General features: G+C 68.8%; 21 protein-coding genes. 7 read left to right on the top strand and 14 right to left on the bottom strand.

Going from position 1 to position 24,473, the window contains the following annotated elements:
- Window positions 1-3 precede the first annotated feature (3 nt).
- From MBA17_RS03930 to mraZ, 4 genes are all read right to left on the bottom strand, one after another.
- The gene (locus MBA17_RS03930) at window positions 4-1,737 is read right to left on the bottom strand and encodes a peptidoglycan D,D-transpeptidase FtsI family protein (RefSeq protein WP_455432694.1); all 1,734 of its coding nucleotides are present in this window, start codon (window positions 1,735-1,737) and stop codon (window positions 4-6) included.
- A 479-nt stretch (window positions 1,738-2,216) separates the two neighbouring features.
- Window positions 2,217-2,519 carry a hypothetical protein gene (locus MBA17_RS03925; RefSeq protein WP_238494829.1) on the bottom strand — a complete coding sequence of 101 codons (303 nt, stop codon included), beginning with the start codon at window positions 2,517-2,519 and terminating at the stop codon, window positions 2,217-2,219.
- A 223-nt stretch (window positions 2,520-2,742) separates the two neighbouring features.
- Complete coding sequence (gene rsmH / locus MBA17_RS03920) at window positions 2,743-3,729, bottom strand: 16S rRNA (cytosine(1402)-N(4))-methyltransferase RsmH (protein WP_238494828.1); 987 nt, start codon at window positions 3,727-3,729, stop codon at window positions 2,743-2,745.
- A gap of 224 nt (window positions 3,730-3,953) precedes the next feature.
- On the bottom strand, window positions 3,954-4,385 hold the full coding sequence (gene mraZ / locus MBA17_RS03915; RefSeq protein WP_238494827.1) for a division/cell wall cluster transcriptional repressor MraZ: 432 nt from the start codon (window positions 4,383-4,385) through the stop codon (window positions 3,954-3,956).
- A 387-nt stretch (window positions 4,386-4,772) separates the two neighbouring features.
- Between mraZ and MBA17_RS03910 the strand changes: the two genes are divergently transcribed.
- The 3 genes from MBA17_RS03910 to MBA17_RS03900 are packed head-to-tail and all read left to right on the top strand — an operon-like array spanning window position 4,773 to window position 9,555.
- A complete protein-coding gene (locus MBA17_RS03910; protein ID WP_455432683.1) occupies window positions 4,773-5,849 on the top strand; it encodes an AAA family ATPase in 1,077 nt (358 codons plus the stop codon).
- On the top strand, window positions 5,846-7,117 hold the full coding sequence (locus tag MBA17_RS03905; RefSeq protein WP_238494825.1) for a DUF58 domain-containing protein: 1,272 nt from the start codon (window positions 5,846-5,848) through the stop codon (window positions 7,115-7,117). The genes MBA17_RS03910 and MBA17_RS03905 overlap by 4 nt, the downstream gene beginning before the upstream one ends.
- Window positions 7,114-9,555 carry a transglutaminase TgpA family protein gene (locus MBA17_RS03900; protein ID WP_238494824.1) on the top strand — a complete coding sequence of 814 codons (2,442 nt, stop codon included), beginning with the start codon at window positions 7,114-7,116 and terminating at the stop codon, window positions 9,553-9,555. The genes MBA17_RS03905 and MBA17_RS03900 overlap by 4 nt, the downstream gene beginning before the upstream one ends.
- A 272-nt stretch (window positions 9,556-9,827) precedes the next feature.
- Here the strand turns inward: MBA17_RS03900 and MBA17_RS03895 are convergent, their stop codons facing one another.
- The 6 genes from MBA17_RS03895 to MBA17_RS03870 form a co-directional block, all read right to left on the bottom strand.
- On the bottom strand, window positions 9,828-10,238 hold the full coding sequence (locus MBA17_RS03895) for a DUF3040 domain-containing protein (RefSeq protein WP_238494823.1): 411 nt from the start codon (window positions 10,236-10,238) through the stop codon (window positions 9,828-9,830).
- Window positions 10,239-10,385: 147 nt separating this feature from the next.
- Entirely contained in the window at window positions 10,386-11,624 is a 1,239-nt protein-coding gene (gene dinB / locus MBA17_RS03890; RefSeq protein ID WP_238494822.1) for a DNA polymerase IV, read from the bottom strand.
- Window positions 11,625-11,650: 26 nt separating this feature from the next.
- Complete coding sequence (locus tag MBA17_RS03885; RefSeq protein WP_238494821.1) at window positions 11,651-12,409, bottom strand: methyltransferase domain-containing protein; 759 nt, start codon at window positions 12,407-12,409, stop codon at window positions 11,651-11,653.
- A 58-nt stretch (window positions 12,410-12,467) separates the two neighbouring features.
- Window positions 12,468-12,878: a transcription antitermination factor NusB gene (nusB, locus tag MBA17_RS03880; RefSeq protein WP_238494820.1), complete on the bottom strand. Its 411-nt coding sequence runs from the start codon at window positions 12,876-12,878 to the stop codon at window positions 12,468-12,470.
- Window positions 12,878-13,438 carry an elongation factor P gene (efp, locus tag MBA17_RS03875; RefSeq protein WP_238494819.1) on the bottom strand — a complete coding sequence of 187 codons (561 nt, stop codon included), beginning with the start codon at window positions 13,436-13,438 and terminating at the stop codon, window positions 12,878-12,880. The genes nusB and efp overlap by 1 nt, the downstream gene beginning before the upstream one ends.
- 36 nt (window positions 13,439-13,474) lie before the next feature.
- Window positions 13,475-14,530 (bottom strand): M24 family metallopeptidase, encoded by a 1,056-nt coding sequence (locus tag MBA17_RS03870; RefSeq protein ID WP_238494818.1) that lies wholly within the window; start codon window positions 14,528-14,530, stop codon window positions 13,475-13,477.
- 113 nt (window positions 14,531-14,643) lie between these two features.
- On the opposite strand from MBA17_RS03870, the gene MBA17_RS03865 reads away from it, so the two are divergent.
- Window positions 14,644-16,680 carry a glycoside hydrolase family 9 protein gene (locus MBA17_RS03865; protein ID WP_238494817.1) on the top strand — a complete coding sequence of 679 codons (2,037 nt, stop codon included), beginning with the start codon at window positions 14,644-14,646 and terminating at the stop codon, window positions 16,678-16,680.
- Between the two features lie 291 nt (window positions 16,681-16,971).
- Here the strand turns inward: MBA17_RS03865 and MBA17_RS03860 are convergent, their stop codons facing one another.
- The 4 genes from MBA17_RS03860 to MBA17_RS03845 all read right to left on the bottom strand — a co-directional run bounded on the left by MBA17_RS03860 (window position 16,972) and on the right by MBA17_RS03845 (window position 20,592).
- Window positions 16,972-18,267, bottom strand: coding sequence for a dicarboxylate/amino acid:cation symporter (locus MBA17_RS03860; protein ID WP_238494816.1), 1,296 nt, complete (start codon window positions 18,265-18,267; stop codon window positions 16,972-16,974).
- 339 nt (window positions 18,268-18,606) lie between these two features.
- Complete coding sequence (locus tag MBA17_RS03855; RefSeq protein WP_238494815.1) at window positions 18,607-18,960, bottom strand: hypothetical protein; 354 nt, start codon at window positions 18,958-18,960, stop codon at window positions 18,607-18,609.
- Window positions 18,957-19,430, bottom strand: a complete 474-nt coding sequence (locus tag MBA17_RS03850; RefSeq protein ID WP_238494814.1) for a hypothetical protein — start codon at window positions 19,428-19,430, stop codon at window positions 18,957-18,959. Before MBA17_RS03850 ends, MBA17_RS03855 begins: the two co-directional genes overlap by 4 nt.
- A 121-nt stretch (window positions 19,431-19,551) precedes the next feature.
- Entirely contained in the window at window positions 19,552-20,592 is a 1,041-nt protein-coding gene (locus tag MBA17_RS03845) for an LLM class F420-dependent oxidoreductase (protein WP_238494813.1), read from the bottom strand.
- 581 nt (window positions 20,593-21,173) lie between these two features.
- Between MBA17_RS03845 and MBA17_RS03840 the strand changes: the two genes are divergently transcribed.
- The 3 genes from MBA17_RS03840 to MBA17_RS03830 all read left to right on the top strand — a co-directional run bounded on the left by MBA17_RS03840 (window position 21,174) and on the right by MBA17_RS03830 (window position 24,316).
- On the top strand, window positions 21,174-22,181 hold the full coding sequence (locus MBA17_RS03840) for an AraC family transcriptional regulator (RefSeq protein WP_238494812.1): 1,008 nt from the start codon (window positions 21,174-21,176) through the stop codon (window positions 22,179-22,181).
- 999 nt (window positions 22,182-23,180) lie between these two features.
- Window positions 23,181-23,825: a MauE/DoxX family redox-associated membrane protein gene (locus MBA17_RS03835; protein WP_238494811.1), complete on the top strand. Its 645-nt coding sequence runs from the start codon at window positions 23,181-23,183 to the stop codon at window positions 23,823-23,825.
- Window positions 23,759-24,316: a TlpA family protein disulfide reductase gene (locus MBA17_RS03830; RefSeq protein WP_238494810.1), complete on the top strand. Its 558-nt coding sequence runs from the start codon at window positions 23,759-23,761 to the stop codon at window positions 24,314-24,316. The genes MBA17_RS03835 and MBA17_RS03830 overlap by 67 nt, the downstream gene beginning before the upstream one ends.
- Window positions 24,317-24,473 lie beyond the last annotated feature (157 nt).

The following is a 24,473-nucleotide window of genomic DNA, read 5'->3' as shown; positions in this document are numbered from 1 at the left end:
TCGTCACCCTCCGGCGCGTATCCGCACCGGAGGCGGAGTCGTGCCGGTAGGGGGAATCTTCCTGCTCTTTAACGCGAACATCATCACGTCCTTGAACACCGGGGCGGCGATCTGGCCGCCGTAGTGCCCCTTCTTCGGATCCTGGAGCACGGCGAGCGCGATCAGCCGGGGCTTGTCGGCGGGCGTGAACCCCACGAAAGTCGCTGTATAGCCACAATAGCCCTGACATTTCTCGTCGTATCGCATGGCCGTACCGGTCTTGCCCGCCACCCGGTAACCGGGGATGGACGCGAGGTTGCCCGTGCCGTCCTCACCGACGGCCGCCTCCAGCATGCCCGCGATCTCGTCGGCGGTGCGCTCGCTGACGACCCTGGTCTGCTTGCCCGGCTTCGAGGGGACGATCTTCTTGCCCTGCTCGCCGCTGATCCCCGCGATGATCTGGGGAGTGACGCGCACCCCGCCGTTGGCGATGGTCTGGTAGACGCTCGCCATCTGCAGCGCGGTGACCGAGACGCCCTGGCCGTACGCGACGGTGCAGCTCTGGCTGCCCGACCAGGTCTTCCAGTCGGGCAGCAGACCGGCCTCCTCGCCCGGCAGGCCCGCGCCCGGCTTGGCGCCGAAACCGAAGGCGCGCAGCTTCTCGTACAGCTTCTGGTCGCCGACCTTCTCCGCCGCCATGATCGTGCCGACGTTGCTCGAGGTGGCCACGACCCCGGCGAAGGTGAGCCGCTCCGGCGGATGCGGGTGGGAGTCCCGGAGAACGCGGTCGGCGCACTGGATGTTGTCCTTGACCTGGAAGACGGTCTCCGGGCGCACGGTACCGGCCTCCAGGGCGGCGGCGGCGGTGATGACCTTGTTGGTGCTGCCGGGCTCGAACACCTCGGCCACCGCCCGGTTGCCCCGGTCCTCGCCCGGGGTCTTCTCCCAGTTGTTCAGGTCGAGCTCGGGGGCGTTGGCCATGCCGAGGATCTGCGCGTTCTGCACGTCCATGATGATCACACTGCCGCTGCGCGCGCCGGTGGCCTTCACCTGCGAGGCGATCGCCTGTTGGGCGGCCCACTGGATGTCGCGGTCGATCGTGAGCCGGACGTCCCGGCCCGGCACCGGCGCCCGGCTGGTGTCGCGGGTCATCGGGATCCGCTGGCCCTTGCTGCCGATCTCGATGCTCTGCTCGCCGTCCTGACCGGCGAGCATCTTGTCGTACACGCCTTCCAGCCCGGCCAGGCCGCGCCCCTCGAACCCGACGAAACCGACGAGGCTGCCGGCCAGGTCGTTGCCGGGGTAGACGCGACGGTACTGCGGCTTGGTGCTGACGCCGCGGAAATCGTGCTTCAGCACCGCCTCCGCGACGACCGGATCGACGTCCTTGGCGATGAGCTGGTAGCGCGTGTTCGTACGGGCCAGCTTGGCGACGATCTGCGCGGGCGGACTGCCCAGCTCCCTGGCCAGGGTCGCGGCCACCTCCGTCCGTTTCTCCGCGGAGATCAGGGCGGGGTCGACCGACACCTCACGCGCCTCCACGGTGACCGCGAGCTCGTGCCCGCTGACGTCGGTGATGGCGCCCCGCCTGGCGGGCAGGCGCTCCGGCTGCACCCGCTGTTCGGCGGCGTGCGCCTCGTACACCTTGGAGTCGAGCCCCTGGAGCTGGACCAGCCTGCCCGCGAGGATGGACAGCACGAAGGTCATCGCGATCAGGCCGATGTGCAGCCGCCTGCGCGGGTTGCCCAGGCGCAGCACGGTGGGCGGCTTGGCCGGCGGCCGCTGACGGGGTGGCCGCGGCGGCCGGGGAGGCCGGCCCATGGTCCGGGTGTCGTCACCTGTCCGGGAGGACCACGGCCGCGCGGGCCGGCGCGGGTCCTGCCCCCCGGGCCGGCCGGCTCCCGTACGGGGGACCTCGTCCCGTCTGGGCCTGCCCGAGCCGGGACGCGGACCGTCTTCATCTCCGGGTCTGCCCCCGGACCTGCCCTGGGGCCTGCCCTGAGATCTGTCCGCCCCCGGGCCGTCCTCGCCGCGGGACCTGCCCGGGCGAAGGGGCGGGTCGTCGTTCCCCGGCTCGTCACCACGGGGTTTCAAGGGCGGGCGCCCGCCTGGCGCGCCGCCCCCCGCGGGCGGACCGGCCCTGCGCGGGCCGCCCGGGACACGGCGACCGGCGCCAGGTCCTCCGGAGGCGCCGGAACCGCCGCGGCCGGGGCCGGATCCCCGGCCGCCGGTGGTGCTCACCTGTCCGTGTCCTCCGCTACCGTGCCGTTCCTGGTCTCGTCGGTGCTCGCGGCCCGCTTGCCGGGCGTGATGACGTTGATCGAGTCGTCGGGCTGCAGATTCTGGCTCTTTGCCCGGTTGGAGAGGTTCTCCGGGGTGTCCGCGATGGCGTGCCGCTGCGTCTCCCGCTCCTTGAGGAGCTGGATCCTGTCGTTCTCCTTGCGGAGCTCGGTGGCCTCGAAGGAGTCCTGGGAGAGCACGACGTTCAGCAGCAGCAGGCTCACCAGCCCGCCGCAGAGCAGGCCGACCACGAGCAGCACGAAGGGAGCACGCGGCGCTCTGCCGCGGCGGCGTGCGGGCTCGGCGACGCGCCGGACCTTGCGTTCCGCCGCTGCGGGCCGGCCGGTCTCCGGCGGGCTCGCGGGAGCGGCCGGCGGGCTCTTCGGCCGGGCCGGCGCCGGACGGGTCCGGACGCCTCGTGGCGGTGCCGGCACACGCGCCGGCCTGGGTCCACGGGTGCGGACGTCCCGCTCACGGCCTTGCTCAGTCTTCGTCAACTGGCTCACGGATCCTCTCTGCAGCCCGCAGGCGGGCCGACGCCGCTCGCGGGTTGCGGGCCACCTCTTCTTCGCTGGGGAGCTCTGCTCCCCTGGTCAACAGGCGGAACCTCGGCTGGTGGGCCGGAAGGGGGACGGGCAGCCCTGGTGGGCCCGTCTCCTTGGTTCGCGCCACGAGCACCTGCTTGGTCAGCCGGTCCTCGAGGGAGTGGTAGGCGAGTACGACGACTCGCCCGCCCAGCACCAGCGCGTCGAGGGCGGCGGGGAGCGCTTCGTCAAGCGCGGTCAACTCCCCGTTCACCTCGATGCGCAGTGCCTGGAAAGTTCTCTTGGCGGGGTTGCCTCCGGTGCGCCGGGTAGCGGCAGGGATCGCCATTTTGACGATCTCGGCCAGCCGCTTAGTCGACGTTATGGCCTCCTTGGCCCGTTCCTGGGTGATTAGGCGTGCGACACGCGGTGCGAACCGTTCCTCACCGTAATCACGCAGGATGCGGGTTAGCTCCCCCGCCGAGTAGGTGTTCACGACCTGCTCGGCCGTAAGCTCCTGCTCGCGGTCCATCCGCATGTCGAGAGGCGCGTCGTAGGAGTAGGCGAAACCGCGCTCCGCCTCGTCGAGCTGCGGCGATGAGACGCCGAGGTCGAAGAGGGCGCCGTCGATCCGCCGGCGCCCGGCGCGCGCGAGCACGTCGGGCAGTTCATCGGAGACCGCGCGCACCAGCGTCGTACGGCCGGCGTAGGGCGCCAGCCGTACGGTGGAGCGCTCGATCGCGGTGGGATCGCGGTCGATCCCGATCAGGTGCAGGGAAGGGTGGGCCGCGAGCAGCGCCTCGGCGTGACCGCCGAGGCCGAGGTTGGCGTCGACCACCACGGGGTCGGGGCCCGTCAGTGCGGGAGCGAGGAGCTCGAGCACACGCTCAAGCATCACGGGCACGTGCCCGCCCCGAACCTGAAGACCGTTGTCGTCTGCACGCATGACGGAAAACCCCCTTTCGCCGCTGCTCGCGGAAATGATGCGGCACGTCGATCGTCGCCGGTGTCCCTGGTACGGGTCCCCACCCTGCCGCCCGGCCAGGTCCCCATCCGCAACCGCTCCGCGTTGCCGCCACCTGACACCGGGGAAGGTGCATCAGCTGGCGGCGGGTGGTGCGGGTGGAGACCTCGCCGAACGACTCGTTCACCGACGACTTCGACCATGATCTACAGAACCCCTGGCAGCACCTCCTCCGACAGGTCGGCGAAGGCCTGCTCTTGGTCGGACAGGTAGGTCTCCCATGCCTGCGCGTCCCAGATCTCCAGCCGGGTGTTGGCCCCGATGACCACACAGTCACGACGCAGCCCGGCGTACTGGCGAAGACCCTGGGGAATCGTGATGCGCCCCTGCTTGTCCGGAGATTCGTCGGACGCACTGGCGAAGAAGACCCGGCTGTAGTCGCGGACCGCCTTGGCGGTCACCGGCGCGGTACGCAGAGCCTCGGTGATGCGCTGAAACTCCTCTACGGGAAACACGTAGAGGCAGCGCTCCTGGCCTTTGGTGATCACCAGACCCTCCGCCAGCTCCTCACGGTACTTCGCCGGCAGGAACAGCCGTCCCTTGTCATCCAGACGCGGTTGATGAGTGCCGAGGAACACCGGCCCCACCTCCCGTGCCTCGTGAAGCGCTCAGCGCTGGAGCCCCTGCCCTCCACTGCGCACCACCATACTCCACTTCTCCCCACCGTCAACTGATTCCGCGCGCCCCGAATCGCATTTTTTTCGACGTTTCCCCAGTTCAGAGGGGTGGAGCGGGAGTGGGCCCCGGGAGTGGCCCCCGCCGCGGCACGGCGTGTCGAAGACACCCGGCGGCGCACTGATCGGAAGCCGGGCCGGCGGCGACGGGGAGAACGGCGAGCCGCGTCACAGGATTCGAACGGGTACGGCACGCGTTTGGCATCAAACAGGAGCAAACTGGTGCCGCCCACCCGCAATGGCGCTAAAAGTCGCCCAGGAACCCACAGCATCGTAGTGTCGGTACACACAATGGAAAAGGAAAAGCAAGCTCCCGCTATTGCGTCCGCGCGCGGGGCGACCGTCGCACCTCATGGAGGCCTGGTGGCAGTAAGCCATGACGTCGGACAGCAACTCGGAGACCTCGTCGCCACGGCGCACAGGATCCGCCAGGCGATCGAGTCTGTCATCGAGGGCAAGACAGACGCCGTCCGGCTGACCTTGACCGTGCTGCTGGCCGAGGGCCACCTGCTGATCGAGGACGTCCCGGGTGTCGGCAAGACGATGCTGGCCAAGGCGCTGGCGCGATCCATCGACTGCCCGGTGCGCCGCGTGCAGTTCACCCCCGACCTGCTGCCCAGTGACATCACCGGGGTGAGCGCCTACAACCAGCAGACCCGGGAGTTCGAGTTCAAGCCCGGCCCGGTGTTCGCCAACATCGTGGTGGGCGACGAGATCAACCGCGCCTCCCCCAAGACCCAGTCGGCGCTGCTGGAGTGCATGGAGGAGCACCAGGTGACGGTGGACGGCGCCACCTACCACCTCGACACGCCCTTCATGGTGATCGCGACGCAGAACCCGATCGAGATGGAGGGCACCTACCCCCTCCCCGAGGCGCAGCGTGACCGGTTCACCGCCCGGATCGCGATGGGCTACCCCGCGCCGGCCGCCGAGCTGGAGATGCTCGACGTGCACGGGGCCGCCTCCCCGCTGGACAAGCTGGAGCCGGTCGCGACCACGGCGGAGGTCCGGGCGCTGATCGAGGCGGTGCGCGCGGTCTACGTCTCCCACCCCATCAAGAGGTACGCCGTCGACCTGGTGACCGCCACCCGGCACTCCCCCGACCTGCGCCTGGGCGCCTCACCGCGATCCACGCTGCAACTCGTCAGGGCGGCGCGCGCGCACGCCGCCCTCTCCGGCCGCGACTACGTCATCCCCGACGACCTGCAGGAGCTGGCCGTCCCCGTGCTCGCGCACCGGCTGCTGCCCAGCGTCGAGGCTCAGGGCCAGCGGCGTCACCCCGAGCAGGTGGTGGCCGAGCTGGTCCGCCGGGTGCCGGTGCCCGAGGCACAGGCCAGCGGCCCCGGCGGGGTGGGACCGGGCCGGTGAAGGCCGGACTGGCGGCACTCACCTCGCGCGGCAGATCGTTCATCGCCTCCGGTGTCGCGGCGCTGCTGTGCGCCTTCCTCCTCGGCGAGCACGACCTGCTGCGCATCGGAGTGCTGATCGTCGCGTTGCCGTTGCTGGCCGCCATGGTGGTGGCCCGCACCCGCTACCGGCTGAGTTGCGCGCGGCGCCTGGACCCGGCACGTTCCGAGGTGGGCGGCGAGGCCACCGTGACGCTCAAACTGGAGAACGTCACGCGGCTGCCCACCGGGCTGCTGCTGATCGAGGACACCGTCCCCTACGCGCTCGGCGCCCGGCCGCGTTTCGTGCTGGACCGCGTCGAGCCGCGGGGGATCAGGGAGATCGACTACAAGGTCCGCTCGGATCTGCGCGGCAGGTTCCCGATCGGGCCGCTGTCCGTGCGGATCACCGACCCGTTCGGCCTGGTGGAGCTGGCCCGGGGTTTCACGATCAGTGACACGCTGGTCGTGACGCCGCAGGTGATGGCGCTCCCCCATGTGCGGCTGTCCGGCGAGTGGACCGGCGGCGGCGACAGCCGTACCCGGAGTGTGGCCGCGGCGGGCGACGACGACGTGGCCCCGCGCGAGTACCGCCAAGGCGACGACCTGCGGCGGGTGCACTGGCGATCCACCGCGCGGCACGGCGAGCTGATGGTGCGCCGGGAGGAGCAGCAGTGGCAGAGCCGCGGCGCGCTCCTGCTCGACACCCGCAGGTACGCCCACCGCGGCGAGGGCCCGCGGTCCTCCTTCGAGGTGGCCGTCTCCGCCGCCGCCTCGATCGGCGTCCATCTGGCCCGCGAAGGGCTCGGCCTGCGGCTGGTCACCGACCAGGGCTCGGAGCACCTCCCCGACGCCGGGGTGAGCGGGTCGCTGCTCGACACCCTCGCCGTCGTACGGCAGAGCCAGGCCCGCTCCCTCGAGTACGGCATCACCGCCCTGCGCCAGGGCGGCGGCGACGGCCTGATCGTCGCGGTGCTCGGCGCGATCGGCGTGGAGGAGGCGACCGCGCTGGCCAGGCTCAGGCACGGCAGCGTCACGGGAGTCGCCGTGCTGCTCGACACGGTCGCCTGGGAGAGTCCCGAGCTCGCGGAGGCCGAGGAGTTTCAGCAGGCCAGAGGCGTGCTGATCGGATCGGGCTGGCGGGTGCTGCGGTTGCCCGCCGGCGCCTCGATCGCCTCGGTGTGGCATCACGCGGCACAGCGTCCTTCGAGGTCAGGACCGATGATGAGCGTTCCTGGAGGTACGGCATGAGGTTGCCGATCGCGTCCGGGCTGGCGACGGCGGCCGTCGCCGCCACCCTCTACCCGCTCTTCGCGGGCGGCACCTGGTTCGTCAGCGGCCTCGGCGCCATCCTGGTGATCACGGCGATGGGCGTGTTCGCCTCGCACTTCGCCTTCCCGCGCTGGCTGGTGCCGCTCACCGGACTGGCCGTGTTGTGGATCTACCTGACGGTGGTCTTCGCCGGTGACGACGCGTGGGCCAGGGTGGTGCCCACCCGGGACTCGGCGCTCGCCCTCATGGAGCTGGTCGGCACCGCGTTCGAGGACATCCAGCGCTTCGCCGCGCCCGTGCCCTCGAACGAGGCGATCACGTTGCTCACCACGGGCGGAATCGGGATCATCGCCGTGATCGTCGACTTCCTCGCCGCCCGGATGCGCAGGGCCGCGCTGGCAGGCCTGCCGCTGCTGGCCCTGTTCGTCGTCCCCGCGGAGATCGTCACCGACCCGATCGGGTGGCCGGCGTTCATCCTCGCCGCTCTCGGCTACACGGGCCTGCTGCTCGCGGACGGACGGGAACGGATCGGCCACTGGGGCAGGGCGGTGCTGGTGCGCCGGGTCGGCGGGATCACGCGTGGCAACCCCGACGCCGGGCAGCTCCGCCTCTCGGGCAAGCGCATCGGGGTCACCGCGATCGCGCTGGCGATCCTGCTCCCGGGGCTGCTGCCGACCTTGGAGCCCAACCCGATGTTCGGCTTCGGCGTGGGTTCCGGACCCGGCAGGGGCGGCAACACCATCAGCATCCCGAACCCGATCGTCAGCATGCGGGGCTATCTCACGCTGCCGGAGAACGCCACCGTGCTGACCTACTCCAGCAGCGACAGCGCTCCGCACTACATGCGGATCTGGTCGCTGGACCTCTTCACCGGCGAGCAGTGGACGATGACGCCGCCGACGGGCAGCCCGCAGAACCGGGTGGAGAACGGCCCCCTGCCGTCGCCCCCCGGACAGGGCTCCGCCGTACCCGTCAAACGGTCCGAGAGCACCATCCAGATCAGCGACGACATCGACGAGCTGCAGTTCCTGCCGCTGCCGTACCCGGCGAGCCGGGTGGTGGCGGAGGGCGACTGGCGCGCGGACCGCAGCACGCTCATGGTCTTCTCCACCCGCGACTACGCGAGCGGCCTGAAGTATCAGGTGGCGACCGACCGTCCCGCCCCCACGCCGGCGATGCTGAACGCGGCGGGGGTGCCCGACCCGGAGGTCGCCGAGCGTTATCTGCGGCTGCCGCGCGACGTGCACCCGAGGATCCGGGAGCAGGCGGAGGACGTGACCCGGGAGGCGGACACGCCGTACGAACAGGCGGTCGCGCTGCAGGAGTGGTTCACCAAGACCGGCAACTTCACCTACGATCTGCGCACCCAGGGCCACAGCAGCTCGGCGCTGTACGACTTCCTGATCAACAGCCGGGTCGGCTACTGCGAGCAGTTCTCCGCGGGGATGGCGGTGATGGCCCGCATCCTCGGCATCCCGGCGCGGGTGGCGATCGGCTACACCGGCGGCAGCAGCATCGGGGGCGGTTCCTGGCAGGTCGGCACGCACGACATGCACGCCTGGCCGGAACTGTACTTCGAAGGAGTGGGCTGGCTCGCCTTCGAGCCCACGCCTTCGGGCGGCCTCGGCCAGGGTACGGCCCGCGCCCCCGACTACAGCCTGCCCCCGGTTCAGGAGCCGGGCGACAGCAGTTCGTCGCCCAGCCCGACCGACAGTTCGAGCCCGGAGGCGGGAACGGCCACCGGCGGGCCCGACGCCACGCGCAACCCGCGCGCCCTGGACCGCGAGGGGGCCCTGGCCCCCGTCACGGTGGACGAGGGCACACCCCTCCTCGCACAGATCGGTGCAGGCCTGGTGGTGCTGCTGCTCATCCTGCTCATCCCCGCGTCGCTGCGCGTCGTGGCGCGGAGCAGGCGGCGGCGGATGATCGCCCGGCCTCCCGTGGAGTCCACCGCCGTGGCCGATGACTCCGGCGGGACCACGGGTGCCACGGCGGGCCGGATCCGGGTGGACAGGCGGGCGGCGTCCGTGTCGGCGGCGTGGGCGGAACTCGACGACGCGCTCTATGACTACGGGATGTCACGCCCGGCGAGCGAGACCCCCCGGGCGCTGGCGCGCAGGCTGACCGAGAGTTGTGGGTTCGACGCGCTCTCGACGGCGGCGATCGACAGGATCGCGTCGGCGACGGAGCGGATGCTGTTCGCCAGGACGCCCGGTGAGATCCGCCCGCTCGCCGAGGACCTCGACAGGGTCCGCAGGTCGCTGGCCGCCACCGTGTCGCGGGGACGCAGGATCAGAGCCGTGCTGCTGCCGCCCTCGACCCTGCGGCGCCTGCGCGGAATGGGTGAGCGACTGCTCGACGGATTCGACCGGCTGGAGAACCTGCGGGTGCGCCGGCCGTCGCGTAAGCCGGTCTGACCGGTAAGCCGGTCTGACCGGGCCTCGGGTGAGCCGGTCGGACACGGTCCCGTGGACCGTGTCTGACCGGCCCCGCGCGAACCATCGCTCAAGAGTCCGACCAGCCGTGGGGGGGGGGGGGGGCGGGGGGGGCGGGGCGCCGCGGCGGGGGCGGGGCCCGGGCGCGCCCCCCCCGGGGGGGCGCGCCCCCCCCCGCCCCCCCCCCCCCCCCCCCCCCCCGGCGGCTCGACCGCATGGCGGCATGCCGCCGTGAACCATTCGAACAGGAGTGCTCAGCGCTCGTCGTGACGACGGCGCCAGCGCTCTTCCATTCGCTCCATGAACCCTGGACGGGGACCGCGGCGCGCCGCCTTGCCCGGCGGGCCCGGTGGGGCCGCGGGCGTGGCGGCGGCTCCCGCGGAGTCACCGAACCCGTTCATCTTCTTCCAGCTCGACAAGCCCCACAGGCACGCGAGAAGCATGACCACGAAGCCGCCGACACCGAGCAGGATGAACTGCGAAACGACACCGACCATCAACAACACGACGCCGAGCAGGAAGCCGATAGAGGCCTTGACCAGGCGGCGCTTGTAGTGGTTGCGCGGATCACGGATCCGGACGGTATTGGCCCACTTCGGGTCCTCGGCGTAGAGGGCCTGCTCGATCTGGTCGAGCAAGCGCTGCTCGTGCTCAGAGAGCGGCACGGCGCCTCCCAAGGACGGCCCCAGGACGGGGAAGACGGCAACGGACGACACGGGGTGTCCGAACCTCGCGGTCGGTTATCCCCAGAATACGAGGCTGTAGACGTAGGCGAAAGAAAACGTCCAACGTAGACCAAACCGGAGGTGACGTCATAGATCTATTCCATCAAACTTCGGCCGAACCAGCGACGCCGGGCGGACCGCATCTGGGCCGAATCTTCGAACCGCCTTGTCCATAGCGCGTTCTGCCTCTCTCCAGCCAGTCTCTCGCTCTCCCAGAGTAAGCTGACGCACGGCCGCCTCCGCACCTCGGAGGTTCTCCACTCTTACCCCGACGAGGCGCAGACGCACCCGGTCGAGGCCGGCGGACGCGTAGAGGTCACACGCTGTGACATAAATCTCCTTGGCGACGTCGGTAGGCTCACGCAGAGTGCGCGCCCGGGTAATCGTCTTGAAATCGGAACTGCGAAGTTTCACACTCACCGTACGACCGACATGGCCGGCCGCGCGCAGCCGCGCGGCCACCCGCTCGGACAGGCGCAGCAACTCGCGCCTGATCACCGCGGGATCGTCGACGTCGGTGGCGAAGGTCTCCTCCGCCCCGATGCTCTTGTCCGGGACGTGCGGCGTCACCGCCCGCTCGTCGCGCCCCCACGCCAGGGCCGCGAGATGGGTGCCCGACGCCTGGCCGAGCTCGCGCCGCAGGGTGGCGACCGGCACCCGCGCCAGATCACCCACCGTGTTGATGCCCAGCCGGACCAGGGACTGCTCCGTACGCTCCCCAACGCCCCAAAGAGCGGCCACGGGGAGCGGATGGAGGAATTCCACCACACCGTCGGCCGGGACCACCAGCAGGCCGTCTGGCTTGCACTGGCGCGACGCCAGCTTCGCCACGAACTTGCTGCTCGCCACCCCGACCGAGCAGGTGATGCCGTGCCGCTCGGCGACCTGGGCGCGGATCAGCGCGGCGATCTCCGCGGGCGAGCCCAGCCTGCGCCGGGCGCCCGCCACGTCCAGGAACGCCTCGTCGGAGGCGATCGGCTCCACCTGGGGGGTGATGGAGTGGAAGATCTCCATCACACCCCGGGAGACCTCGGAGTATTTGCCGTGACTCGGCGGGATGATCGTCGCGTGCGGGCACAGCCGCCTGGCCCGGGTCATCGGCATCGCCGAGTGGACGCCGAAGCTCCTCGCCTCATAGGTGGCGCTGAGGACCACGCCGCGAGCGCCCGGCGCACCGATGATCACCGGGGTGCCGGCCAGCTCGGGGCGGTCGAGCAACTCGACTCCGGCGAAGAACGCGTCCATGTCGACGTGCAGGATCGAGCAGCCCGTGTCGTCGGCGCTCCCCGTGGAGGCGACCCTGGGAATCTGCTGCTTCCTGGACACATCGTCATCCTATGCGAACGCGCGTTCTATCGATGGGCCAGCACGTGGAGTTGTGTCGCGATGTCGCGCAACACGGGGTGGGAGGCCGCGGCCTGTTCGAGCGCGACCAGGGCCTGGGCGGCGCCGGGCTCTCCGTCGATGAGGCGGCTGGGCACCAGGTCGGCGAAGACCCGCACCCCGTGCACCTCGCCCGGCACCAAACCGGTCGCGACGAGCAGCCCGGCCAGCGCCTCCCCGGTGAACCGGCGAGGCGTCGGATCGCGGTCGCCCCACCTGCCCACGGGATCCGTGAGCACCTGGGCTGCCTCCTCGAACCGCCCCGCCAGGCTGCGATGGATCGCGGTGGCCACCGGATTGGCGGCCAGCACGCTGATCGCGCCGCCCGGCCGCAGCAGACCCGCAGCGGCGCTCAGGGCGCCGGCCGGGTCGTCGACGTATTCCAGGACGCTGTGGCACAGCACCAGGTCCGCGGTGGCCGGCGGCAGCAGCTCGCCGAGGTCGGCCGCGTCGCCCTGCAGGCCACGCACGCCGACGCCGGCCTCGGCCGCGCGCCGCTCCAGGGCGGCCAGCGAGTCGGGACTCGGGTCGACGACGGTGACCGCGTGGCCCAGCTCCGCGAGAGGCACCGCGAAACCGCCCGTGCCGCCCCCGGCGTCGACGATGTCGAGCCGCTCGCGCCCGGTGGCGGAGACCCTGGCGGCGAGCGCGGCACGCAACGCGTCCCAGACCACGGCGGTCCGCGCCGCCGGGACCGCCGCCTGCCGGGTGACACCTTCGGTCCGCACCTTCAGCCTCCTTCAACCACTCTCGACCTGGCCCCAGCCTACGCCGGATCCGGGGTCCTCAGAGGCTGAGGCTGGGCTTGAGCTGCTTGAAACGGGCCAGCAGGCCGTTGATGAACTGAGGGGACTCATCGGTGGACAGCTCGGCGGCCAGATGGACCCACTCGCTGATGACCACGCCCTCGGGCACGTCGGGCATCCACAGCAGCTCGTACGACCCGCCGCGCAGCACGTTGCGGTCGACGGCGGGCATCCGGTCCAGGGTCCAGCCCTCGGCGTAGGTGGAGATCAGCTCGTCGATGCGGTCACGGTGCCTGCACACGCCCTCGACGATGGCCGAGGTGTACTCGTTGACCGGCGGCTCGGCCCTCTCCGCCCGCTCGGCGAGCACCTCCAGCGGGTCCTCACCGCGCAACTCGGCTTCGAAGAGGATGTCCAGCGCGCGGCGGCGCGCCTTTCCCCTAGCCGACATCAGGCCCGGCCGAGGTAATCGCCGGTGCGGGTGTCGACCTTGACCTTCTCACCGGGGGTGATGAACAGCGGGACCTTGATCTCGGCCCCCGTCTCCAGCGTGGCGGGCTTGGTGCCGCCGGTGGAGCGATCACCCTGCAGACCGGGCTCCGTGTGCGACACGGTGAGCTCGACCGCGGCGGGCAGATCGACGTAGAGCGCCGCACCCTCGTTGAACGCCACCGTGGCGAGGGTGTTCTCCAGCAGGTAGTCGGCTGCGCCGCCCACGGTGGCCCTCGGCACGTTGACCATGTCGTAGGTCTCGGTGTCCATGAACACGTAGTCCTCGTTGTCGAGATACGAATACTGCATCTCGCGCTTGTCGACGTTGGCCACCTCGACCTTGACGCCGGCGTTGAAGGTCTTGTCGACGACCTTGCCCGACAGGACGTTCTTCAGCTTGGTACGCACGAACGCACCGCCCTTGCCGGGCTTGACGTGCTGGAACTCCACGACAGCCCATAGCTCGCCACCGTCGAGCTTCAGCACGATGCCGTTCTTGAGATCGTTCGTCGTCGCCACTCGCTTCTCTCCCGCGTACGGCTACCGCCCCTGCTCCTACAGGACCAGCAGCTCCTTGGTCGTCTGGGTAAGGAGCTCCGGCCGGCCGTCTCGCGTCACGAGCGTGTCCTCGATGCGGACGCCGCCCCTGCCTGGTAGGTAGACCCCAGGCTCAACCGTGATCGGAACTCGATCCTGTAGTCTACCGGGCTTATCCTGGCCGAGGAACGGTACCTCGTGGATCTCCAGGCCGACGCCGTGGCCGAGGCCGTGCCCGAAATACTCCCCGTGCCCGGCCGTCGCGATGACCCCGCGGGCCGCCGCGTCGACGTCGTGCACGCTCGCGCCCGGCCGTACCGCGTGTCTTCCCGCGCGCTGCGCCGTACGGACCAGGTCGTAGACGTCGCGTTGCCAGGCCGCGGGCTCGCCGACGGCGACGGTCCTGGTCATGTCGGCGTGGTAGCCCTCGTGCAGGGCGCCGAAGTCCATGGTGACCAGGTCGCCGCGCGCCACCGGCCGGTCGGAGGGCGAGTGGTGCGGCACCGCGCCGTTCTCGCCCGCGGCGACGATCGAGTCGAAGGCGGGCTTGGCCGCGCCGAGCTCCATCATCCGGAACTCCAGCGCCCTGGCGATCTCGCGCTCGGTCCTCCCCGGCCTGATCTCGGTGAGCACGTCGGCGAACGCCTGGTCGGTGATCTCGCAGGCGGTGCGGATCAGGTCGAGCTCGGCCTCGTCCTTGACCATGCGGAGGCTCTCCACCAGGCCGGTGTACGGGACGAGGTCGCCGCCGATCCGGTTGTACTCGGCCACCGGCATGTGGTGGGCCTCCACGGCCAGCCGTACGGGACCGGCGGTCTGCACCAGGTGTCCGGAGACGTCGCGGTGCTCCGCGAGGGTGAGCTCCGGGCAGAGCCGTCTGGCCGTCTCGATGTACCTCAGGTCGGTCGCGAGTACGGCGGAGGCGTCGGCACGGACCAGCACGGCGGCGTTGGAGCTGGCCAGGCCGGTCAGATAACGGACGTTCACGGCCTTGGTGACGAGCATCGCGTCGGCCTGCGCCCCGGGGAGGAGCGCGGCCAGGCGGGCACGGCGATCGGCGTGATAGACGGTCATGCCCTCGAATGTACGGCGAGCCGCTGCCTTGACCATGCTTTCCCCCGGCGAATACCGTGACCCGGCGAAATTAGGAAGGCTTCCTAACTTCAATCCCCCCTTTGGAGCGCCCGATGAGCTCTCGCACACTGGCCGTCGTGGCCCTGTCCACCGCCCTGCTGGCCGGAGGGAGCCCCGCCGTCGCGACGACCGCGCCCGCCGGGCTCGTCAGGGTCGACCAGGTCGGGTTCGCCCCCGCCGAGGCCAAGCACGCCTACCTGATGACGACCGGGACCGGCGCGCACCGCTTCTCCGTGGTGGATCAGCGCGGCCGCGAGGTGCTCAGCGGCCGGGCGGGCGCCGACCTCGGCGCCTGGAATTCGCGGTACCCCCACGTCTACGACCTCGATCTCACGCGTGTCCGCGCACCGGGCCGCTACCGGGTCAAGGCGGGCGCGGCCACCTCGCCGTCGTTCCAGGTCGGCCCGGCCGCCGCGGTGACGGGCGGGCCCGCGGCCAAGGTCGTCACCTTCTTCCAGAACCAGCGCGACGGCGCCGACGTGCTCCCCGGCGAGTCGCACCGCCGGCCCAGCCATCTCACCGACCGGTCCGCCTCGGTTTACGAGTGGCCCGAGTTCACCGGCCCCGACACCGACCAGATCAAGGGCGGCCTGACCCGGATCGGCGGCGCCGTCGACGTCGAGGGCGGCTGGTTCGACGCGGGCGACTACCTCAAGTTCACCCACATTCTCGCCTACGTGGACACGCTGCTCCTGGCCGCCGCGCGCGACGCCGGACCGCTCGCCGACCCCCGGCTGACCGCGGAGGCGGCACACGGCCTGAAGTGGCTGGACAAGATGTGGGACGAGACGACCCGGACCCTCTACATCCAGGTCGGCATCGGCGCGGGCGATGAGAAGGGCACCTTCCTCGGCGACCACGACATCTGGCGGCTGCCCGAGGCCGACGACCGTGACAAGGGCGAGGACCGGCGGTTCATCCGCCATCGTCCCGTCTTCCGCGCCGCGCCACCCGGGAAGCCGCTCAGCCCCAACCTCGCCGGCCGTACGGCTGCCGCCTTCGCACTCGCCGCGCAGGTGGAACCCGACCCGGCACGGGCACGCGAGCTGCTCGGCAAGGCGGCCTCCGTCTACGCGCTGGCCAAGACCGAGAAGGTCGGGCGGCTGGTCACCTCGCTGCCGTTCGCGTTCTATCCCGAGAGCGTGTGGCGCGACGACATGGAACTCGGCGGCGCCCAGCTCGCCCTGGCCGGGAAGCGGCTGGGCGACCCGCGCGCGGCCACCTGGCTGGAGCAGGCCGCGCACTGGGCCGGCGAGTACCTCGAACACGACGCGGGCGGCGACACGCTCAACCTCTACGACGTCAGCGCCCTGGCCCACGCCGATCTGATCCGCGCCCTGCGCACCCCGGACACCAACGTCCCGCTGCTCTCCCCCAACCCCCTCGGCAGGCCGTACGTCCAGACCGCACCGCCGCTGAACACCGGGAGCTCTGCGGACCCATCGCGCACCGGCGCCACGACGGACCCCGCCGGCACCGGAACGACTGACACGTACGCGCTGGAGGACGCGATCTCACAGGACACGCCGGGTTCCCATGATCTGGCCGTCTCCGAAGCGGATCTGATCGGCGACCTGAAGGCCCAGCTGAAGATCGGCGCCGGCCGGGCGGCGGGTGATCCGTTCCGCGCCGGGGCGAGGTACGACGAGTTCGACTCGGTGCCGCACGCCTTCGGCCTGGCCGCCACCTCCCGGCTCTACCGCTCGGTCAGCGGCGACCGCTCCTACGACGCCTTCGGCACCGGTCAGCGCGGCTGGGTCTTCGGGGCCAACGCCTGGGGCGTGTCCTTCATGACCGGCGCCGGAGAGAACGCGCTGCGGTGCCCGCACCACCAGATCGCCAACCTCACCGGCCGTAGCGCCACGGGCGCGGTGGTCAACGGCCCCAACGGCGAGGAGCAGTTCGAAGACGGCCTGGGCGACCATTTCGAGGAGATGACCCGCTGCCCGGCGGGCCCGGATCGTTATCAGCGGTTCACCGGTCATAACTCCCGCTATGCCGACGACGTGCGATCCTGGCAGACCTCCGAACCCGCCGACGACTTCGCCGCGATCGCCCTTTATGCCCTCACGCTGATGGCACGCGACTAGGATCTCGGCACCGCATTCCCGCCTCCGGTAACGGGGGCGGGTTCCGCGGGCCGGCGAGTTCACAAGGCGAGCGGGACGAACTCAGTCATCCGCCCGGAACCGCCTCCCCGGATAGTCATGACTTCTTTTGATATCTACCTGTAAAGCCCGTTGTAGGGTATGTTTTCAACACCTCGGTGGCCGGACCTCGCCCTCCTCCCTCGACGGGTGCGCCGCCGGGTCGTGCCCCCACCCCGGAGCACGACGGCCCCCGTCCTTCTGCGAGGACGGGGGCCGTTTCGGTGTCCGGGATCAAGCCGGAGCAGGTGCCCGCAGCGCGCTCTCGGCCGGCTTACCCGGCTCGGCCGGTTCGCCCGGCGCGTCGAAGACGGCCTGGTCGAGGGTGCCCTCGGAACGCGCGACCAGGACCGGCACCACCATCTGGCCCGCCACGTTGGTCGCGGTGCGGATCATGTCCAGGATCGGGTCGATCGCGAGCAGCAGGCCCGCGCCCTCCAGCGGAAGCCCCAGGGTGCTCAGGGTGAGGGTGAGCATGACGGTCGCGCCGGTCAGGCCGGCGGTCGCGGCCGAGCCGATCACCGAGACGAAGGCGATCAACAGGTAGTCGCCCACGCCCAGGGGCACCCCGAACACCTGCGCCACGAAGATCGCCGCGAGGGCCGGGTACACGGCGGCGCAGCCGTCCATCTTGGTGGTCGCCCCGAACGGGACCGCGAAGGACGCGTAGTCACGCGGGACGCCGAGCCGCTCGGTCACCACCTGCTGGGTCAGCGGCATCGTGCCGACCGAGGAGCGGGAGACGAAGGCCAGCTCCAGCGCGGGCCACGCCTTGCGCAGGAACCGGGCCGGGTTGACCCGCCCGACGAAGAACAGCAGCGCCGGGTAGATCACCAGCAGGACGATGAAGCAGCCGATGTAGACGTCGAGGCTGAAGGTCGCCAAGGGGGCGAGCAGGTCCCAGCCGTAGGTCGTGACCGCCTTGCCGACCAGGCCGAGCGTGCCGAGCGGCGCCAGGCGGATCACCCACCACAACGCCTTCTGCACCAGTTCGAGCACACTCCGGTTGAAGGTCAGGAAGGGCTCCGCCTTCTCCCCCACCGCCAGCGCCGCCGCGCCGAGCACCACCCCGAGGAAGACGATCTGGAGGACGTTGACCTCGCTGAACGCCTCGACGACGTTGGTCGGCACGATCCCGGTCAGGAAGTCGCTCCAGCCACCGACGTGCTCGGGCGCCTTGGCGCCCTCGGCGGCCAGGGTCACTCCGCGCCCCGGGTTCGTCAGCAGGCCCAGGCCGAGCCCCACCGCGACGGCGAGCAGCGAGGTGACCAGGAACCAGCCCAGCGTCTTGCCGGCCAGCCGTGCCGCGCCGCCGACGTTGCGCAGGTTGGCGACACTCACCACGACCGCGGTGAACACCAGCGGCGGTACGGCGAGCTTGAGCAGCGAGACGAAGATGGAGCCGATCTGGGTGAGCGTGTCGCCCAGCCAGGCGATCTCGCCGGCCCGGGCGAGGAGACCGAGCGCGACACCGAGCACCAGGCCGGCCAGTAGTTGGAGAGAGAACGGAATCCGTTTGAGACGGGTCATCGAAATGCTTTCTGGCATGCCTGTCACAGGTCATGGCAGGTGACCTGGTGACAGGGGAAACGGGCTTGGGAGGCGATCAAGCGTCAGACGACGCGATCAGCGACAGAGCCCGCCCATGATGCGGCACAAATCGACATGTAGCCGCTCCACCAGCCACACGATCACCACAGTGAATGTCACGGAGATCCACAACACTCACCCAAAACCCACTATTCCGCCCTCCATTAGTGATAGCGATCACATTAGGAGGGCGGTTCGGGGCGAACGTCACTCCACCCTTCGGGAAGGGCGGCGTGACGTCACTCCCTCACGCCAGGAACAGCGGAGCACACGAGACCGTCACTCGGTCTCCTTGGGATGCGCCGGTGAGGCGTATGTGATCCACACCGTGCGCGTTTTCTCCTCGACCACGTACCAGACCCGCCCGCCCGACGTGACCTCGTACTGCCACTGATCGAAGTCGTAGTAACTGGTTGACCTGCGGGCGTGCTCTCGGCGAAGGAGATGATGTCGCGAGGTCTCCCCGGCCGGTGCCGGATTCAGCCGCAGGATGTCGTAGCAAACCCTCAGATTAGCGGGAGCCTGGCGGTACAACTCGGTCCAGCCTCGGGCGACCTCGGTGGAGTCGAACCGGATCTCCCATTCCTCCTCCAAGGGGGGCGGCGTGGCGCTGTCTCCTCGCTTTGGGCTCATTCTCGGACCTCGGGCATCGGGACACGAGGCCCGTCAAGGGTCAGCGGGCGAGTGAGGATGGCGTGGAGCTCGGGGTCGGCCTCGATCTCGGCGGTGTGCTTCCAGGAGGCCACGACGACCTCCAGAGGGGCGAAGACGCCCAACTCGGCGCAGCCGCGGGCCGTCTCGACGAACTCCTCGGCGAACTCGTCGAGCGCCTCCGCGGGCATGACGCGGATCCAGGGGAACGCGTCGGGGACGGCGCGCCTGATGACGTCCGCGCCGCCCTCCGCGCGGACCATGGCCGCCATGGTCCTGGTGATGTCGCCGATGCTGCCCGCCTGCCGCTCCGCCCTGGAGGCGCGGGTGATGACGAGGTCCTCGGCGTCACGCCGGGCGAGCCTGACGCTCACGGCCTCCTCCAGGAGGGAGACGACCTGATTGGGCTGCTGAAGCAGCTTGGACCACGGGACGACGACCTCTGCACTCATGCCTCCACCATATTTGAACTAGTTGGCAGGTCAAGGCAGATGCTAACAACTTCAGAGAGCCTTTGCCAACAGAACGCACATGATCCAGCACTCACGGTCATCGCCAGGCGCCCTCACCCGATCAGGAGGCCATGTCCACGATCTTCTCGATCAACCGGACGCGCTCCTCGTGGGTGGCGGCGATGGGATTGACGTTCAACGTGGTGACGCCCGAGTCGCGGAGGGCCTGCACCCGGTCGCGGATGAAGCCCTCAGACCCGATCAGCGACATCTTCTCCAGCAGTTCGTACGGCACGAGGGCGGCGGCCTCTTCCTTCTTGCCCTCCAGGTAGAGGTTCTGGATCTGCTCCGCCTCCTTCTCGTAGCCGTAGCGGCGGGCCAGGTCGTTGTAGAAGTTCCGGCCCTTGGCGCCCATGCCGCCGATGTAGAGGGCGGCCATCGGGCGGCCGAACTCCAGCAGGCCCGCGACGTCGTCGCCGATGGCGAGGCTCGCCTGGGCCACCACGTCCAGGTCGCCCAGGGAGGGGTCGCGCCGCGCCCTGCCCGCGGCGAGGGACGTCCCCCACACGTCGGCGGCCTTCTCGGGCACGTAGAAGATGGGCTCCCAGCCCTCCGCGAGCTCGGCGGTCAGCTCGACGTTCTTCGGGCCGATCGCCGCGACCACGATGGGGATCCGCGCGCGCACCGGATGGTTGATCAGCTTGAGCGGCTTGCCGAGGCCGGTGCCCTGCCCCTGCGGGAGGGGCAGCGTGTAGTGCTTGCCGTCGTGGATCAGCCGCTCCCGCCGCCACACCTTGCGGCAGATCTCGATGACCTCGCGGGTACGAGCCAGCGGAGCGTCGTACGGCACGCCGTGGAATCCCTCGATGACCTGGGGACCGGAGGCGCCGAGGCCCAGCACGAACCGGCCGTCGGAGACGTAGTCCATCCCGGCGGCCGTCATCGCCAGCAGGGTCGGGGTCCTGGAGTAGATCGGGAGGATGCCCGAGGCGATCTGCATCCGCTCGGTCTTGGCGGCGATGTAGCCCATCTGGCTGACGGCGTCGAAGCTGTACGCCTCGGCGACGAACACGATGCCGAGCCCTGCCTTCTCGTAGTCGGCGAGCGCCGTTACCGTCTCCTTGAAGCCCCCGGAGTAGTTGAGGCCCATCCCGATACGCATTGTGAGCGTCCTTCCCGCGACGTGACGATGGCACTGCTGACACTGCTGGCACAGAATCTTGTTCGGTATGCGCCGTCAGCGTATCGGTCCGCCCTCCGCTTCGGAAAGCCGCGCGTTGGCACCCGGCGAACGAGGCCCTTAGCTGGAGAAGCCCATACACCACGTCCGCGGGCGCAACCCGGCCTTGCCAGGTGCGGGGATTCGGCCACCGCATGACTCTCTTCGGCGGGCTCGGGTGACACGAGTGAGATCACTCGGTTCCGGCCCGCGCGACAACGTTCGGGATTGTTCTGGATTGTTCGGGATTGTTCGGGACAGCCGAAAGACCTTGGATGTGCACGGCGCGATCCCCTTTAATGAGGGCTCGTTTGTGTCCACAAGGCTCTGTGTGTACTCCTCGGGCGGCGAACCCACCCATTCCTGCGCCAAGAGCGGGATCAGGTCTGGGAATCGCGCCCAAGAGAACCTGTCCGTATCAGTTCGGGAGAAGTAGGACCTTCCAATGAGCGGCTCTGTTGCAGAGTCTCGCATGGAACTCAACTCGAAAGCCGCGGTGACCGGCGGCTAGAGGGGGGTGCTGGATGCTGGTGACCGACTTCAGCACGGAGGTCGTGGCCGCACCGGAGCGGTTTGCGCTGTGGCGGGAAATCACAGCACGGTCGCACATGCCCAACCGGCTGCGCAGCGACGACCACGAGGACTTCCGCGCCAAGATGCGCGTCGTGGACTTAGGGCGATTACAGGCGTCCGCACTGGCCTATCCGCATCTGGAGATCGCGCGGACAGCGAAGGTGATACGGCAGTCCGACCCGGAGGTGTACCAGATCAACTACTTCCTCTGCGGGGAGGGCGTCCTCTCTGTGGCCGGGAGTGACACGGAGTTGCGTACCGGTGACCTCGTGGTGTTGGACAGCAGTCGCCTCTTCCGCGGCGACGCCCACGCCCTCCCGGACAACTGGTCGCATCTGACCGTGCAGTGTCCACGCGCGCTGCTGCCGATACCGGAGAAGACGATGCGGCACCTGCTCGCTGTCCCGATCGACGGGCGCCGCGGCATGGGCGGGGTGTTGGCCCGCTGGCTGGCCGACCTCAACGCACGTGCCGGCGAGTTCACCCCAGCCGACATCCCCACCCTGACTCAGGTCACCGTCGACCTCCTGACCACCGTCCTCGCCGGCTACGCGGACGCCGAGGAAACCATCCCCACAGAGGTCCGCAGACGCGCCCTGAAGCAGCGCATCCACGCCTTCATCCAGCAGCACCTCGGCGAACCCGACCTCACCCCCGACACCATCGCCACCGCCCACGGGATCTCCACCCGCCTCCTGTACATCCTCTTCCAGGAAGAAGGCCGCGCCGTGGCCGCCTGGATCCGCGAACGCCGCCTGGAACGCTGCCGCCACGACCTTGCCGATCCTTCCCTCCGCAACCGCCCCATCCACGCCATCGCCACGCGCTGGGGCTTAGCGACTACAGACACTCCCCCTCGTACACCACGGCTGTGCAGGATTAGTCAACAGCCGTGCAAGGAGAGTCAACGACAAAGTGAGCGTTGGAGCGCAGGATTTCAGCAGGCGCCACATAGTTGACGCAGATCGAAGCAGTGGATCCCGTAAAGCCGCATGAACGGGGAATCCTTGGCGAGGCCATCGCCGGCCGTGCGGCACACAATCGAGCAAGGAGGGTGCACTAAACGCCTACGAAGAACTTTCGACATTCACGAACCGATGCAATTCAAAGAGTTGATCATCAGCAAATCGGAGGTCAAGGCGCGATGAGATTGCTTGCAGAAAAGCTCGGTCAAGCTCTGTCGGTCATCCTTCCCGAAGTCTCTGTCAAGGCGGATTGCCCGCCTTACTATGCCTACCAGTGCATCTACTGCACGGGTACACGCTCAAAGCTCAAGACCTGCGTGAACTACTGCGACGGAACCGGCTGGGCATGCTGGACGGACTCATGCGGCACGTGCTAGCCCGGTAGCGGCCTGCATCCTCTTTGATAATCGTGACTTTTCGTGCCGATCTCAAAGGGGATGCTCCCCGGCTTGCGTGCCGACATCCGGTGGAAATCCAGAAACCACCCAGTCGAATTTGGTGTGACCGTAAGACGGTGAGGTGTTTGCGGCTCTTGCCGGCGCGCTGTAGGTGCTTGTTCGGCAGGGCGCCGTTCAATCCCCATGTCGGGCATTGTCCGACGCACACAAGTTCAAGGCGCATATCATCAGCGAAGAAATTCGGAGGTCGAAGCACGATGCGTTTGCTTAGGAAAAGATTTGGCCAAGCTCTGTCGGTCATCCTTCCCGAAGTCTCTGTCAAGGCGGACTGCCCGCCTGCCTATGCCTACCAGTGCACCTACTGCACGAGTACGCATTCAAAGCTCAAGACCTGCGTGAACTACTGCGACGGAACCGGCTGGGCATGCTGGACGGACTCATGCGGCACATGCTAGCCCGGTAGTAGGCAGCTTCCTCCTTGAGGTCGTCATTCCGCTTGAACAGCGCCCCCAAGGAGGAAGCCCCTCGTGCTATCTCCGCACTGCACCATCGTGTAGCCCCCAAGTTCTCTGAGCAGAATTCAGCGAGTCGCATAATGGTCTATCTGGAAATTGGAATCCGATCCTTTCTGGCTACCGTGTTCGCCTGGGCTGCAATCTCGAAAATATGGACGCGTGATTCCAGAAAGCAGTTCCATGAATACCTCATTTACCTGTTCCATGTATCCATGCGCTGGGCGACGCGACTGGCCGCTCTTCTCATGCTGGTTGAGTTCTGTATCCCGCTCCTGCTTGCGTTCGATGTGACAGCCGGCCCCGGCTTCCTTGTCTCGCTGGCGATGACCGCTGTTCTTCTAGTCACGGTGCTGCTCGCTATCAGGGCCAAGAAAACAAGACCCTGCCGTTGCTTCGGCGACACATCGGTTCCCCTTGGCGTTCGTCATGTCCTGCGCAATGCAGCGTTCTTCTTACTGGCGGTCCTGGGACTGACACTAACCACTCAAGAGCCACTTCCGTTGGACGCACTCTCCGCATTGACCTCGGTCAGCTGCGGGTTAGCGGTGGCCTTGATGTTCGTGGTGGGTGAAAAATTGGGGACATACTGCATGACGCCGGTCCTATCGACCAAGATTATGCATCAGAGACCACTCACAAGTGAAAGGAATTACTCCACATGGCAGAGATCGCGGTTGTGGCCGTGGGCGTGCTTTCGCTGGGCAACCTCCTCCTCATCCTGCTGACGATTCGGGCGTTCCGGAGTGCTATGGCTAAATTACAGGAAAGTATTCGGCTGCGATCGGAACTCACAGATGTTCCGTACTCGGGTCTACGGCTTGGTGCGGTGGTAGACGCGACTACAGCCGTCGATGTCGCAGGCCACAAGGTGGCCATGCCAAGTCCTACCGGTTCTACTCTTGTGGGATTCTTCTTCCCTGGCTGCGCACCGTGTGAGGTCCTCCTCCCCGAGTTCCTCGCCTACTCGAAGGAATTTACGGTGAACGGGGGCCAGGTGATTAGCGCTGTTTTCCAGGCTGATACCTCGAAGATGGATCGTTATGTGAGCCAGCTACGTGAGGTATCCCAGGTAGTCGTCGAGGACTTCGATGGGAACATCTCGAAGGCGTTCGATTCCAAGGCGTACCCGATGTTGTACGTGATCGATTCAGACGGAGTGGTGATCGCCGCAGGGACGGACATGCGCTCTTTGACCGGTGAACTGGCAAGGGCTTAGCTGTATGTGGCCGAAGCACTGGGAGCGATGGCTGACAACGCCGTACCGGCTCGTCAGAGCCGGAGCCCACGCCACCTCTATCGTGTGGCAGGCGGCACGGATACATACGGTGAGCCACGCGGTTCTGACTGTCATACAGGGCGCACTTCCCATCGTG

It is taken from the genome of Dolomitihabitans soli, assembly GCF_022213955.1.
GTDB classification, from domain to species: domain Bacteria; phylum Actinomycetota; class Actinomycetes; order Streptosporangiales; family Streptosporangiaceae; genus Streptosporangium_A; species Streptosporangium_A soli.
The sequence above is the reverse complement of the archived record's forward strand: the minus strand, read 5'-3'. Positions and strand labels throughout refer to the sequence as shown.